Source organism: Vannielia sp. SX4 (genome assembly GCF_052828525.1).
Map to the genome: position 1 here is coordinate 3,596,944 of NZ_CM128247.1, position 13,566 is coordinate 3,610,509.

11 protein-coding genes are annotated in these 13,566 nt (G+C 66.6%); 8 read left to right on the forward strand and 3 right to left on the reverse strand.

Going from position 1 to position 13,566, the window contains the following annotated elements:
• Positions 1-30: 30 nt before the first annotated feature.
• Positions 31-711 (reverse strand): ribulose-phosphate 3-epimerase, encoded by a 681-nt coding sequence (rpe, locus tag ACUXVX_RS17715; RefSeq protein ID WP_222468323.1) that lies wholly within the window; start codon positions 709-711, stop codon positions 31-33.
• Positions 712-929: 218 nt separating this feature from the next.
• Between rpe and deoC the strand changes: the two genes are divergently transcribed.
• The 4 genes from deoC to ACUXVX_RS17735 all read left to right on the forward strand — a co-directional run bounded on the left by deoC (position 930) and on the right by ACUXVX_RS17735 (position 5,682).
• Positions 930-1,940, forward strand: coding sequence for a deoxyribose-phosphate aldolase (gene deoC, locus ACUXVX_RS17720; protein WP_446309348.1), 1,011 nt, complete (start codon positions 930-932; stop codon positions 1,938-1,940).
• Positions 1,937-2,341: a hypothetical protein gene (locus tag ACUXVX_RS17725; RefSeq protein ID WP_446309349.1), complete on the forward strand. Its 405-nt coding sequence runs from the start codon at positions 1,937-1,939 to the stop codon at positions 2,339-2,341. The genes deoC and ACUXVX_RS17725 overlap by 4 nt, the downstream gene beginning before the upstream one ends.
• Complete coding sequence (locus ACUXVX_RS17730; RefSeq protein ID WP_446309350.1) at positions 2,338-4,665, forward strand: aldehyde dehydrogenase family protein; 2,328 nt, start codon at positions 2,338-2,340, stop codon at positions 4,663-4,665. Before ACUXVX_RS17725 ends, ACUXVX_RS17730 begins: the two co-directional genes overlap by 4 nt.
• A 192-nt stretch (positions 4,666-4,857) precedes the next feature.
• Positions 4,858-5,682 carry an alpha/beta hydrolase gene (locus ACUXVX_RS17735; protein ID WP_446309351.1) on the forward strand — a complete coding sequence of 275 codons (825 nt, stop codon included), beginning with the start codon at positions 4,858-4,860 and terminating at the stop codon, positions 5,680-5,682.
• A gap of 33 nt (positions 5,683-5,715) precedes the next feature.
• Here the strand turns inward: ACUXVX_RS17735 and ACUXVX_RS17740 are convergent, their stop codons facing one another.
• Both ACUXVX_RS17740 and ACUXVX_RS17745 read right to left on the reverse strand, forming a co-directional pair.
• Positions 5,716-7,857 (reverse strand): caspase family protein, encoded by a 2,142-nt coding sequence (locus ACUXVX_RS17740; protein WP_446309352.1) that lies wholly within the window; start codon positions 7,855-7,857, stop codon positions 5,716-5,718.
• A 10-nt stretch (positions 7,858-7,867) separates the two neighbouring features.
• Complete coding sequence (locus tag ACUXVX_RS17745) at positions 7,868-8,494, reverse strand: hypothetical protein (RefSeq protein ID WP_446309353.1); 627 nt, start codon at positions 8,492-8,494, stop codon at positions 7,868-7,870.
• 173 nt (positions 8,495-8,667) lie between these two features.
• Here ACUXVX_RS17745 and ACUXVX_RS17750 point away from each other — a divergent pair, with 173 nt between their 5' ends.
• Genes ACUXVX_RS17750 through ACUXVX_RS17765 form a run of 4 tightly spaced genes read left to right on the forward strand, consistent with a single transcriptional unit; the run spans position 8,668 to position 13,558 of the window.
• Positions 8,668-9,957, forward strand: coding sequence for a trypsin-like peptidase domain-containing protein (locus ACUXVX_RS17750; RefSeq protein WP_446309354.1), 1,290 nt, complete (start codon positions 8,668-8,670; stop codon positions 9,955-9,957).
• 10 nt (positions 9,958-9,967) lie between these two features.
• The gene (locus ACUXVX_RS17755; protein WP_446309355.1) at positions 9,968-10,690 is read left to right on the forward strand and encodes a response regulator transcription factor; all 723 of its coding nucleotides are present in this window, start codon (positions 9,968-9,970) and stop codon (positions 10,688-10,690) included.
• Between the two features lie 8 nt (positions 10,691-10,698).
• Positions 10,699-12,057 (forward strand): sensor histidine kinase, encoded by a 1,359-nt coding sequence (locus ACUXVX_RS17760; RefSeq protein WP_446309356.1) that lies wholly within the window; start codon positions 10,699-10,701, stop codon positions 12,055-12,057.
• Positions 12,058-12,106: 49 nt separating this feature from the next.
• A complete protein-coding gene (locus ACUXVX_RS17765) occupies positions 12,107-13,558 on the forward strand; it encodes a patatin-like phospholipase family protein (protein ID WP_446309357.1) in 1,452 nt (483 codons plus the stop codon).
• Positions 13,559-13,566: the final 8 nt, after the last annotated feature.

A 13,566-nucleotide genomic window follows, 5' to 3' on the forward strand; every position in this document is an offset into this window, starting at 1 on the left:
TGTTAAGGAAGCTTTTCCGCGAATGCAGGTTTATCCAGCCGCCGCCGCGCGGATCGCCCGGATGTTCTCGCCGTAGGGTGCCGGGTTGGCCACCGAGCCACCCTTGAACACCGCCGAGCCGGCCACCAGCACATCGGCCCCCGCGCCCGCCACCAGCGGCGCGGTCTTCGGGTCCACCCCGCCGTCGATCTCGATATGGATCTCGCGGTCGCCGATCATCTCGCGCAGGGCGCGGATCTTGTCGCCCATGTCGATGAACTTCTGCCCGCCGAAGCCGGGGTTCACCGTCATCACGCAAACGAGGTCCACGAGCCCGAGCACATCGCGCACTGCCTCCGCCGGGGTGCCGGGGTTCAGCGCCACGCCGGGGCGCACGCCCGCCGCGCGGATCGCCTGAAGCGTGCGGTGAATATGCGGCCCCGCCTCGACATGCGCCGTCAGTACATCGGCCCCCGCCTCGGCGAAGGCGTCGATATAGGGGTCCACCGGCGCTATCATCAGATGCACGTCCATCACCCCCTTGATATGCGGGCGCAGCGCCTTGCACATCGCCGGGCCAAAGGTGAGGTTCGGCACAAAATGCCCGTCCATCACGTCCACGTGGATCCAGTCGGCCCCTTGCGCCTCTGCGGCCTCGCATTCCGCCCCGAAGGCGGCAAAATCGGCGGCGAGGATGGAGGGGGCGATCTTGATCGAACGGTCGAAGGGCATGGGCGTGGCTCCGTTTGGGTTGGCCACCGATTAGCGCAATCCCGTAGGCTGGGCAATCTGCCCTCCGCCGCCCGCGCGTCATCCTTGCGCCCGCGCCGGGCGAGCACTCCACAACCGCGAGACCCCCCTCTTGCCCCATATTTGACCACTTGGTAAAAACCATCCCGTGGACAACCCAATCGCCCCATGCCACGCTTTCCCCCGAGGAGGCCCGCCCCGTGTCTGAAAAGCCCGCGACCACCAAAGCCGAGAGCCCGGCTGCAACGGCCCAACTGCCGCAGCTCACCCTCGCCCGCAATCCGGGCATGGAGCTGGATATGGATTGGGTCCTGCGCGCCCAGGCCAACACCTCCGCCATCGAGCGCCGCGCCGCCACGCTTCCGGGCCGCCGCTCGGTGAAAAAGGCGTTTCAGGCCGCGTGGCTCTGCAAGGCGATCACCCTGATCGACCTCACCACGCTTGCGGGCGACGACACCGAGGGCCGGGTCAAACGCCTCTGCGCCAAGGCGCGCCAACCCGTCCGCGCCGACCTCCTGAAGGCGCTCGGGATGGAAGGCATCACCACCGGCGCCATCTGCGTTTACCACGACATGGTGCCAACCGCCGTCGAGGCGCTACGTGGCTCCGGCATCCCCGTCGCCGCCGTCTCCACCGGCTTCCCCGCTGGCCTCTCCCCCTTCCACCTCCGCCTCGCCGAGATCGAAGAAAGCGTGAAGGCCGGGGCCGAGGAGATCGACATCGTCATCTCCCGCCGCCACGTGCTCACCGGCAACTGGCAGGCTTTGTATGACGAGATGAAGGCCTTCCGCGCCGCCTGCGGCCCCGCCCACGTGAAGGCGATCCTCGCCACCGGCGAGCTGGGCACACTGCAAAACGTCGCCCGCGCCAGCCTCGTCTGCATGATGGCCGGCGCCGACTTCATCAAAACCTCGACGGGTAAAGAAAGCGTCAACGCCACCCTGCCCGTCAGCCTCGTGATGATCCGCGCCATCCGCGATTACTTCGACGCCACCGGCCACCGCGTCGGCTACAAGCCCGCCGGCGGCATCTCCAAGGCGAAAGACGCGCTGCTCTACCTCGCCCTCCTGAAGGACGAACTCGGCCCCCGCTGGGTCCAGCCCGACCTCTTCCGCTTCGGCGCCTCCTCCCTGCTGGGCGACATCGAACGCCAACTCGAACACCACACCACCGGCGCCTACTCGGCCTCCTACCGGCACGCGATGGGATGAGCGAAGTGGCGTCCACATGGCTAAAGAACGTCGCTGGTTCTCTTACCTTGTTCATGTTCGCAACTCCGTGTTCGCTCTATGCCCAAGCTTCATCCGGCTTTGAGTATGAAGTTAGAGGCATAGGAGCAGCCCCTTGCGGCAAGGTAATGGATGACCCGGCGGCATCGAGAGACTTAGTTATATCTGGGTATGTGTGGGGTGCGATGGCGACTGCCGCGATGTACGAGCACGCCATAGACGAAAAGAACGGATTCCGGCAGGAGCACGTGACCGAAGTCGCGAGCGAAGTGCGCCGAAAATGCACAGAGGGGCGGCTGAGGATGTTCCACGAAGTCGTCGCTGAAGCGCTTTACGACATGGGCGCGTCCGTAGGGACCAACAGGAGTTTTCAGAAACCATGAACGTCCCCGAAATCTTCGAAACCCTCGCCTACGGCCCCGCCCCCGAGTCCGCCTCGGAGGCCGCCGCATGGCTCGACAAGCACAACCGCAAGTTCGGCCACTTCATCGACGGCGCATTCCAGAAGCCCGCCAAGGGCTTCCTCAGCCGCAACCCCGCCACCGGCGACAAGCTGGCCACCCTCACCCAAGGCACCGCCAAGGACGTTGAGAAGGCCGTCAAAGCCGCCCGCAAGGCCCAGCCCAAATGGGCCGCCCTCTCCGGCCACCAGCGCGCCAAGTATCTCTACGCCCTCGCCCGTCTGCTGCAAAAGCACTCCCGCCTCTTCGCCGTGCTCGAAACCCTCGACAACGGCAAACCCATCCGCGAGTCCCGCGACATCGACGTGCCACTCGCCATCCGCCACTTCTACTACCACGCAGGCCACGCCCAACTGGCCCCCACCGAGCTGCCAGACCGCGCGCCCCTCGGCGTTGCAGGCCAGATCATCCCGTGGAACTTCCCGCTCCTGATGCTGGCATGGAAGGTCGCGCCCGCCCTCGCCATGGGCAACACCGTTGTCCTCAAACCGGCTGAATACACCTCCCTCACCGCCCTCCTCTTCGCCGAAATCACGCAAGAGGCCGGCCTCCCCGCTGGTGTCCTCAACATCGTCACCGGCGACGGCGCCACCGGCGAAGCCCTCGTCGCCGCCCCCGTCGACAAACTCGCCTTCACCGGCTCCACCGCGGTCGGCCGCCGCATCCGCGAGGCCACCGCGGGCCGGGGCATCCCCCTCACCCTCGAGCTCGGCGGCAAGTCCCCCTACATCGTCTTCGAAGACGCCGACATTGACTCCGCCGTCGAAGGCCTCGTCGATGCCATCTGGTTCAACCAGGGCCAGGTCTGCTGCGCCGGCTCCCGCCTCCTCGTGCAGGAGGGCATCGCCGACGCCTTCCACACCAAGCTCAAGGCCCGAATGGACGGCCTCCGCATTGGCGATCCGCTCGACAAGTGCATCGACGTGGGCGCCGTGGTCGACCCGACCCAGCTGAAGACCATCACCGACATGGTCGCCGCCAACACCGAGGGCGAAACCTACGTCGCCCAAACCCCCTGCCCGGAGGGATGCTTCTACCCCCCCACCCTCATCACCGGCCTCGCCCCGTCTTCCACCCTGATGCAGGAAGAAATCTTCGGCCCCGTCCTCGTCTCCTGCACCTTCCGCACCCCCGACGAAGCGATCCAACTCGCCAACAACACCCGCTACGGCCTCGCCGCAACCCTCTGGTCCGAAAACATAAACCTCGCCCTCCACGTCGCCCCGCAACTCGCCGCAGGGGTGGTCTGGATCAACGGCACCAACATGTTCGACGCCGCCGCTGGCTTCGGCGGGGTCCGCGAGTCCGGCTTCGGGCGCGAAGGCGGCTGGGAGGGCCTGCTCGCCTACTCCAAGCCCGCCAAAGCCCCGAAGAAAGCCGCCACCCCGCAACCCTTCGAGGGCACCGGCGCCCCCGCCGACCCGCTCGACCGCACCGCCAAGATGTATGTCGGCGGCAAGCAGGCCCGCCCCGACAGCGGCTACTCTACCGCCATCCACGGCCCCAAGGGCGACCTGCTCGGCCACGTTGGCACCGGCTCCCGCAAGGACATCCGCAACGCCGTCGAAGCCGCCGCCGCCGCCAAAGGCTGGGCCAAGTCCTCCGCCCACCTCCGCGCCCAGATCCTCTTCTACCTTGCCGAAAACCTCTCCGCTCGCGCGCCCGAATTCGCGAACCGGATCAAGGCCCTCACCGGCAAATCCGGCACCGCCGAAGTCGAAGCCGCCATCTCCCGCCTCTTCGCCTACGCCGCCTGGGCCGACAAGCTGGACGGCGCCGCCAAGCCCGTCCCCCTGCGCGGCACCGCCGTCGCCTTCAACGAGCCCTGCGGCGTCATCGGCGCCCTCTGCTCGCCCGCCCAGCCGCTCCTCGGCCTCGTCAGCGCCATCGGCCCCGCCATCGCAATGGGCAACCGCATCGTCGCCTGCCCCTCCGAGCCCTTCCCGCTGGTCGCGACCGACTTCTACCAGCTGCTCGACACCTCCGATGTCCCCGGCGGCGTGGTCAACATCGTCACCGGCCCCCACGCCGACCTCGCCAAGACCCTCGCCGAGCACATGGAAGTGGACTCTGTCTGGAACTTCTCCTCCCCCGACCTCACCGCCGCCATCGAGAAGGCCAGCACGGGCAACCTCAAGCGCACCCTCTCGCTCTTCCCCGACTGGGCCGACCCCGCCACTGAGGGCCGCGAGATGCTGGCCGCCGCGACCGAGATCAAGACGGTCTGGATCCCCTACGGCGTCTGACCCGTCCCCGCAGGGTGCGCAGTCAATGCGCACCCTCCCGGCCCAGCGTTCGCACCGTTAACCTCTGGCCGTTTTGCATTTTTGTCGTATGCATAGGATGTGCATCAGTTGTGCATCGAATGTGCATTCAGCAAATTCACGGTTAACGCAGTTTCGCCCCCGCCATACCGACAAAAACGCAAAGCCCTTCAAATGACCGACCCGACCGCCTTCGACAACGCGCCTTTCATCCCAGACGGCGCCGCCTATCCCGACCGCTGGGCCGAGGCCGCGCGGGAGTATCGCAGCGTCGAAACCGCGCTCGGCCGCGCTCGCCTCAACGTGAGCTATGGCGAGCATCCATCTGAGAAGTATGATCTTTTCTACCCACAATCCGCAAAGCCCGAAGGCACGTTGATCTATATCCACGGCGGCTTCTGGCGCGCCTTTTCGCGAGCCGACTGGTCGCACTTCGCCGCCGGGGCCACCGCCCGCGGCTGGGCCGTGGCCATGCCCTCCTATCCGCTGTGCCCAGAGGTGTCGGTGTCCGACATCACCCGCAGCCTCGCACGCGCCGTCTCGGCCATCGCGCTGAAAACAAGTGGAAAAATCGCGCTCACCGGTCATTCCGCCGGGGGTCACCTTGCCCTCCGAATGCTCGACCCTGCGCTCGACATCGGCACCGCCCGCGACCGCCTCACCAGATGCCTGCCCATTTCCCCGCTCACCGACCTCGCCCCCCTGCGCGAGGTGCCCTTGAACGACACGCTGCAACTCACTGAATCCGAGGCAAAATCCGAGAGCCCGGCACATCAGCCCGCGCCGTTAATCCCTGTGCATGTGCTGGTTGGCGCCGCCGAACGGCCCTCATTTATCGACCAGGCCCACGCGCTGCCCTGGGGCGTGCCGGTCACCGAGGCGCCGGAACTCCACCATTTCAACGTGATAGACTTCCTTCTTGAGGCAGATCACCCGTTCACCGCATGGCTCACAAGCGAAGGGGCCGAGCCGCCAAACTGGCCCAACCCCTCCGCCTGATACCGCGCCTTCACGGGATCAGATCACCACCACTCAACCCTCACCCGGCACGGTATCAATCTCGAATTGCAAGATCATAGGTTCGGGGCCTTTCTTCTTGCCGCCTAGAGGCAGCGCAGCCCTTGTTTTCTGGCCAAATCCAGCTTCGTCCAGCAGGCCACGGAAGCCCTCCGCCGAGCCGCCCACGGCCCGTGTCCGCACCAGCGGATCCTGCTCCAGAAAACTCAAATCTTCCACGTCGCTCTGCTCCCCCGCAGGCGAAAGGATCACCACGAGACGGTCACGGCCGAAAGATTCATCGGATATTAACGACAGGTCTTCATTGTAGATCCCGCCGGGCTGCATCCGTCCCTTGTCCATGAATGTAATCGAATAGTCGGCGCCGACATAGAGCACATTTATGTCAAGTGGCTGATCGGTGGTGTTCTCGACCCGCACGCCCACCGTGTCACCGGGGATCATCCGGGGCACGTTGCCACTGTCCATCGGGGCGCGGCTGCCTTCGACGATCGCACCCGCGTCGAGGTCAAATCGCGCACGGTGCAGCTCCACGGGCACGTTCAGCCCGTTGCCGCTGCTCGCTGCGCCGATGCGCAGCACGTTCAGCGCCTTGCCGATATGCGCGAACTGCTCAGCCATCACATCGGCCAGATCGTCCCGCCCCTTGTCGGCGGTTGAAACGCTCGGCACCGTGTCAAAGTTCAGCACCGGCCCCGCGCCGGTATCCAGCACCGGCACCTCCCCCGTGCCGTCGAGAATCCAGATCGCATCGGGGCGCGGGCTTTCGGGGATAACGGCAAGCCGGATATCGGCCTCCTCGCCCGGCTCGACAAAGGTGAACCGCCCGCCGAGAAGTTGTTTTTCAACAATCTCTTGCGCGGCCATCTTCATTTTCGTCTCCGCCGCGCCGTCGCCCTCGGGCAGCGCCACGCGCAGGGTCAGTTCCACCCCCGCATCGACCTTCCGCAGGAAGGCCCCGCGCGGCACATCCTCAAGCGTCTTGCCGTCTTCCAGCACCGCTGTCGCACCAAAGGTGCTGGCCGTGTCGACCGTCACATAGCCCACCGCGTCCTCGGTTGAATCCGCAGGCGAGGCCATCACCGCCAGCCGCTCGCCCCTGGCCAGCCCATGCAGGCTCCCGGCCTTCAGCCGCAGCTTGGTCTCGCCCTTTTCGGCGGGCCATTGCCGCACATCCGCCGTCTCGCCGGAGCCAAAAACGACCCCATCCAGATCGCCCTCAAACAGCGGCGTCGAGCGGGCGAGGTTCTTTACCGAGTACTTCCGCAGCACCTCTTGCCCGAGCTGCCGATAGGTGATGCCGGGCCGCTCCGCGAGGGTCTCGAAAACCGTATAGGTGAACACCCCCTGCAGCCTGTCCTTGGTGGAGCGCGGCATCAGTTTTTCCGGTGTGGTTTCATTGGTTTGCGCGGCGAAGAAGGCCACAAACGCCCCCGCGCCCTCGTGCCGTTCCTCCGGCTCGGTCACCGGCGCATCCGCCCTGTCACGCGGGTCTTCCAGCCCCCGCGAGGTGCCCTCCGCATCCACCAGCGCCGCCTGCGGCACGCCCAGCGCGCCAGGCTCCAGCTTGCGCATCTTCTCGTCGTCCTCGCCGGTCGGAGCGGCCCGCGTGACCGTGCCCGAATGGCAAGAGTCGAACACCGCCCAAACGTCCACGCCCTTGGCCCGGAGCATCCCGATCAGCTCTCCGATTTCGTCATCCACCAAAGCGTTCTCGACCTCGCCCACCGTGTCGTTCCACGGCCCGATATCGACCGGCAGAAACAGCTCATCCAGCCCGTCCAACTCGCTGTCGGGGTCTTTCGCTGGGGCCTGGCTGCCGTGGCCGGAGAAGTGCAGATAAACAAAGTCACCGGGCTGCACCTTCTCGGCCAGTTCCTTGAAGGCATCGCGGATCGCCTGAAGCGTCGGCGCCTGCTTGCCCTCGATTCCATCCGCCAGAACAATGACATCTTCGGCCTCGAACGGGATCGTCTCGTTGCTCAGCAGAAAGGTCTGCACCAGATCGATGTCATTCGCCGGGCCCTTGAGCCAGAACTTCTCGTCCAGCGCCGGATAGGTCGAGGCGCCCACCAGCAGCGCGTGGTTCTCCCGCGCCAGCGCCGGAAGGGCCGCGAGGCTGGCCACGCCAGCCAGAAGCAATGCCTTGAGAGTCATGGATTAATCCTCAGTTCGTCATCAGCGAATATCGGTTGGTGCCGGCGCCCTTGTTCTCCACCTTCACGGTGAAGGCCTCGGAGCTCGCCGGGCGCCAGCCGCAATAGGCCACGTCGGAGATATCGGTATCGGAGCAGACCAGCCGGCCCTTGGCGTCATAGACGTAAAGGTTCAGGTCAGAGCCGCCGCCGCCCTCCACGTAGACCTCGGCATACTTGCCGCCGTCATAGGGGAGCGGCGGATAGGTATCGGTCTTCTTGGCCGCCAGCCGCGAGATCGAATAGACAGGCCCGGTCGAGACGCCCTTGGTCGAAGCCACCCGGATATCCTCGATCACCGAGAGCATCGCCGCGTCTTCGCCCGCTGCCTCCTCGGCCGCGTCCAGCATCGCCTCCCAGCTCATCGGGGCCTCGCCCGTCACCGCCTCGCCATCGCTGCCCGCGCGCTCCACGGCCTCTACCGCCACGCCTTTACGCAGCTGTGCGGCGCTCGCCATGAGCAGCGGGTCGCGGGCCGCCACTCCGGCCTCAAACAGTTGGCGCGACATTTCCATCGCACGCAGGGGGGGCAGTTCGCCCGCCGCATGAGCAGGGGCAGCGAACGCAAGGGTAAGGGCAATCAAACTCGCACGCAGCATCATCGGGTCTCCAGCAAGAGCGTTGTTTTCGAGCCTCAGATTGCCCCGTAGCCGGACCCCGATCAACTGCGCAGACCGGAAAAGCCCTTTCATGACGGGACTTGTCACGGGCCATGCGCAAAAGCCGCTGCTAGCCATGGGGCAAGACAGAAACACCTGAAGGACCACCGAAAATGCGCTCCCTCTTTCTCCCCTTCTTCCTCATCGTCATGGTCGCCCTCCCCGTCTCCGTGCGGGCCGGAGAGCTCGACCGGGCGATGGATGCCACCCTCATCGTCAAATCCGCCGACGGGCACGAGCGGTTCCTCGGCTCCGCCTTTCTCTGGCGTGATGGCACATGGGCGGTGACCAATGCACATGTCGTCGGCCGCGCCCGCGAGGTGGTGCTGGTCAGCACCACCGGCGAACGCCGCAAGGTCAAGGTGCTGGCCCGCGATGATGTGCGCGATGTCGCCGTGCTCGCGGTCGATGGCGCCTTCGGCCCGGGGCTGGAGCCCGCCAGCGCGCCCGCCGGCCTCGGCACGCAAGTCTACGCCCTCGGCGCGCCGCTCGGCATCGAGTTCACCCTCACCCGCGGCATCATCTCGGCGATGGCCCGGCAGGTCGAAGCCGCCGTGCCGATCCGTCTCGTGCAGCATGATGCCGCCGTGAACCCCGGCAGCTCCGGCGGCCCGCTGGTCGATGGGTCGGGGCATCTGCTCGGGATGAACAGCCAGATCGCAGATGGCTCCCGGCACTACGTGGGCGTGGCCTATGCCATCTCCGCCGCCGATCTCGACCGGATCGTGCCCCAGCTCATCGCCGGAACCCTCAAGGAGATGCCCTCTCTCGGCCTCCAGGTCCGCCCGATCGATGATGCCCTTGCCGCGGCGCTCGGCATCCCGGCCAAAGGCGTGCTCGTCGACTCGGTCGCCGAGGCCTCCCCTGCCGACCGCGCCGGCATCCGCCCCGGTGACGTGATCGTCTCGGTCGCTGGCCGCGAGGTGGCGCAGCCCGGCGACGTGGCCTTTGCCGTCGAGTCGGTGCTCGGCTCCGATGGCATCGCCGTGCAGGTCGTGCGCAGCGGCGAGACGGTGCTGGCCACCATGCCGCTGGACCGGGGCGAGCATATTGAGACGGCGGGGATCGACCGCGCCAGCCTGCCCTCCGCCCGGCCCGCCTTTACCTTCTCCCGCCTCGGCGTGCGTCTCTCAGGCGCCGAAGTGACCCATATCTCCGAGAACTCCCCCGCCTATCTCGCCGGTCTCAGCCGGGGCGACGAGGTGCTCGCCGTCAACGGCAAGCCCCTGACCGAGATCGAGGGCGGCCTGGCCGCGCTGCGGATCACCGAGCCGGTGGTGTTGCTTGTGCGCCATGCCGAAGGCCGGACAGAGCACATCTATCTGGACCCGTGGGATAAAACCCCGCGCCTTCGCCCCGTTGGCGGCGGCAACGTGCTTGACCCCGACGTGGTGGTGCTCTGAGATGCTGGCCATGGAACAGACCGCCCCCGAAGCCCTCCAGGCCGATACCGCGCCGCGCATCCTCGTCGTCGAGGATGACCGCGCCACCGCCGAAACCATCTCCGAGGCCGTCACCTCGCTCGGCTGCGAGCCGGTCGTGATGCGCGACTGGGAGAGCGGGCTGAAGGCTGCCGAACTGGCCGATTTCGCCGTCATCGTGATGGACCGCATGCTGCCCGGCGGCGACGGGGTGGATGCCATCGCCAAGATGCGCGCGCGCGGCTCGCGGGCGCTGGTGCTCGTGGTCTCGGCGCTCGGCACCTCCGGTGCCAAGATCGAGGGGCTGGAGAAGGGGGCCGACGATTACCTCGCCAAGCCCTTCGACGGCGACGAGCTGAAGGCCCGCCTCCGGGCCCTTCTGCGCCGCAACCAGATGGTGGTGCTCGACAATGACCTCATGGCCTTCGGCGATGTTGAAATAAGGCTCAAGGCTCGCACCGTTCACATTGGCCAAACCCACGTTGCGGTCAGCCCGAAAGAGTTTGAGTTGATTACCTTTTTCGCCCGCAATGCAGGTGAAACGGTGACCCGGATGCAGTTGCTCGAAAATGTCTGGAATCTGCACTTCGATCCGCAGACCAACGTGGTCGATGTGCATGTCGGGCGGCTGCGTCGCAAGCTGGAGTCCGCCGCCGGGCGGCCCATCATCATCACCGCGCGGGGCGAGGGCTATGTCTTCGCTCCCGAGGCCTGAGGCGGCGCATGCAAAAACCACGCGGCAAGGCCTCGCTCCGCCTCGCCCTCGGCCTTTCGGCCCTTCTGATCGTGTTTTCGCTCGGCGCGATGGCCCTGCAATACCGGGCCACCGCCGCCGAGCTGGACCGGCGCGAGCGCAGCCTGCTGGCTGCCGATCTGGCCGGGCTGGCGGCGCTCTATGACCAGCGGCGGATCATCTCGCTCCGGCAGGCGATGGAGTTCCGCTCCGCCGCCGCGCCCGAAACCGGCATGCTCTACCTGCTCGAAGGCAAGGATGGCGAAAAACTCGCTGGCAATATCGACGCGCTGCCTGAGGGGCTGACCCCAGCGCCCGGCGGGATCGACGCGACAGACCCTGTCGCCTTCACGCTCACCGGCACGCCCTACCTTGGCGTCGCCCGCGAGCTGCGCGGCGGCTTCCCCATGCTCGTCGCCCGTTCCCGCGCGCCGACCGAGGCCGCGCTGGCCGCCACACGGGCGCAGATCTTCGCCACCGCGCTGGTGCTCGTGGCCCTTTCCCTCGTCGCCGGATGGCTCGCCTCCCGCTTTGTCATGCGCCGGATCGATCGCCTTAACCGTCTGGCCGATCAGGTCGCCGCCGGTGATCTCTCCGCTCGCCTCCCCGGCCCCCGCGCCGATGACGAGTTCGGCGCGCTGGAGCGGCACATCCACACTATGCTCGACCGGATCGGCCACCTCACCCGCGCCCATGGGCGGCTGTCCGACACCATCGCCCACGAGCTGCGCACGCCGCTCAACCGGATACAGGGCAAGCTCGACAAGCTTGAGGGCGACCCCGAGGCCATCGCCGCCGTGTCGTCCGAGATCCGCGGCACCGTCCGCATCTTCGACAGCCTGCTCGAAATCTCCTCCGCCGAGGCCGCTTCGGGCGGCGGCACTGGCTTGGTGCCCGTCTCCCTCAGCCAGATTACCCGCGAGGTTTCAGAGCTTTACGAGCCGCTCGCCGAGGAGAAATCGCTGGAATATGGCGCGGTGATCGAGGCGGGCTGCAATGTGCTCGGTGACCGCAACCTGATCGCGCAACTGCTCTCCAACCTCGTCGACAACGCCATCAAGTTCTGCCGGGCGGGCGATGCCATAACGATTTCTTTAGAAGAGGGTCCGGAGCGCCATATCCTCAGCATCTCCGACACCGGCCCCGGCGTCCCTGCCGCCGAGCGCGAGGCGGTCTTCGAGCGCTTCGCCCGCGCCGAACGCGACCGCGAGGTGGCAGGCCACGGCCTCGGGCTCGCTCTCGTCCGCGCCATCGCCACCCGCCACGGCGCAAAACTCCGGGTGCTGGAGGCAGAAAAGGGTTTCTCGCTTCAGATAACCTGGCCTAAGCTGCCTGCCGAGATGGGGTGACTCACAAGAGCTCGGGGGGAAGTTGCGTGGCTTTTCAGGAACTTGTCATATGACATGGGCAAATGTCGCGGCCTTGGCCGCCGCCGTTTTGCTCGCCGGCTGCTCAGCGGTGAACGAGCCGCTCAACACGCCTTTGACCTCGGGCAAAAACCCCACGCTCGTTGATGTGGCCAGCCTTCCGGGCGATGGCTCCACCTTCGTCGGCCTCGCCTTCTCGGGCGGCGGCACGCGGGCCTCGGCCTTCGGCTACGGCATGCTCGAGGCCCTGCGCGACGCCACCGCCACGCCCGCCGACCCTGATGGCATCCTCTCCGATGTTCGGCTCGTCACAGGCGTCTCCGGCGGCTCCGTCACCGCCGCGTGGTTCGGCTATGCGGGGGCGGGCGGCATGGCCAGATATCGCGCCTATCTCGACAAGAACGGCGAGAAATACATGGCCAACTCACCGCTCAACCCGGTGACCATCGTGCGCGGCCTCTCTGGCGGTGCCAACAGCCGCAAGACCTTCGGCCGCTTTCTGGATGAAGAGCTGTTCCGCGGTGCCACCTTTGGCGACCTGCGCCGAAAAAGCCGTGTGAAAACATGGATCAACGCCAGCGACGTGGCCAATAACGTCACATTCCTCTTTTCGCCCGAGACCTTCGATGCGCTCTGCTCCGACCTGATGAAGCTGCCGCTCTCCGAGGCAGTTGCCGCCTCTGCCGCCTTCCCGCTGGTGTTCTCGCCGATCGTGCTGGAGGCCCACCAGCAGAGCTGCGCCTATCAGGAGCCAGACTGGCTCACCGCCGCCCGCTACAACCCCGAGGCCTCCGAGGCGATGCGCGCCCACGCGCGGGCGCTGGAGAGCTACACCAACCCCGAAGAGGCCCGCTTCGTGAAGCTGCTGGACGGCGGCATCACAGACAACTTTGGCACCACCGGCCTCAACGTCGAGCGGGCGCGGGCGCAAAACGCCTATGCCCCGCTGACCCGCGAAGAGGCGGTGAAGCTGGAACGCATGCTGTTTCTCGTCGCCAACGCGGGCGTTCGCACCGATTACGGCTGGACGCAAAAACTACCCGGCCCGGGCGGCGTGCAGCTGGCTATGTCCATCGCCACAAGCTCCATGTCGGCGGCCACCCGCACCGGATATGATGCCATGCGCCTCACGCTGGACCGCTGGCAGCAGGCGCTGGTGGAGTTCCGCTGCGACCTGCCGCTCGCCGAGGTTCGCCGGATCAGGGGCTCGACCGCCGGGTGGGACTGCGCCGATGTTAAGCTCTTTGTCGGGCAGGTCAGCTTCGAGGGGCTGCCAGACGGGATGCAACGCGAGCTGAACGAGATCCCCACACGCCTCAAGCTGAAGCCCGAACAGGTAGCGCTCACCATCGAGGCCGCCCGGCAATCGACCCGGCAGAACCCCGAGTTCAACGGCTTTCTTCGCGCCGTCGAGGGGTTTGACGGCCCGCCGGAGGGTGCCACGCCCATCGCTCCGCGCCGGATTTCCCCGATCTCGAACTAGCGCGTAAC

Bases quoted from the DNA above. Each gene is read 5' to 3' on its own strand.
- rpe (WP_222468323.1), bottom strand. From the start codon at position 711: ATGCCCTTCGACCGTTCGATCAAGATCGCCCCCTCCATCCTCGCCGCC.
- ACUXVX_RS17760 (WP_446309356.1), top strand. From the start codon at position 10,699: ATGCAAAAACCACGCGGCAAGGCCTCGCTCCGCCTCGCCCTCGGCCTT.
- ACUXVX_RS17735 (WP_446309351.1), top strand. From the start codon at position 4,858: ATGACCGACCCGACCGCCTTCGACAACGCGCCTTTCATCCCAGACGGC.
- ACUXVX_RS17730 (WP_446309350.1), top strand. From the start codon at position 2,338: ATGAACGTCCCCGAAATCTTCGAAACCCTCGCCTACGGCCCCGCCCCC.
- ACUXVX_RS17745 (WP_446309353.1), bottom strand. From the start codon at position 8,494: ATGCTGCGTGCGAGTTTGATTGCCCTTACCCTTGCGTTCGCTGCCCCT.
- ACUXVX_RS17725 (WP_446309349.1), top strand. From the start codon at position 1,937: ATGAGCGAAGTGGCGTCCACATGGCTAAAGAACGTCGCTGGTTCTCTT.
- ACUXVX_RS17740 (WP_446309352.1), bottom strand. From the start codon at position 7,857: ATGACTCTCAAGGCATTGCTTCTGGCTGGCGTGGCCAGCCTCGCGGCC.
- ACUXVX_RS17750 (WP_446309354.1), top strand. From the start codon at position 8,668: ATGCGCTCCCTCTTTCTCCCCTTCTTCCTCATCGTCATGGTCGCCCTC.
- ACUXVX_RS17765 (WP_446309357.1), top strand. From the start codon at position 12,107: ATGACATGGGCAAATGTCGCGGCCTTGGCCGCCGCCGTTTTGCTCGCC.
- ACUXVX_RS17755 (WP_446309355.1), top strand. From the start codon at position 9,968: ATGGAACAGACCGCCCCCGAAGCCCTCCAGGCCGATACCGCGCCGCGC.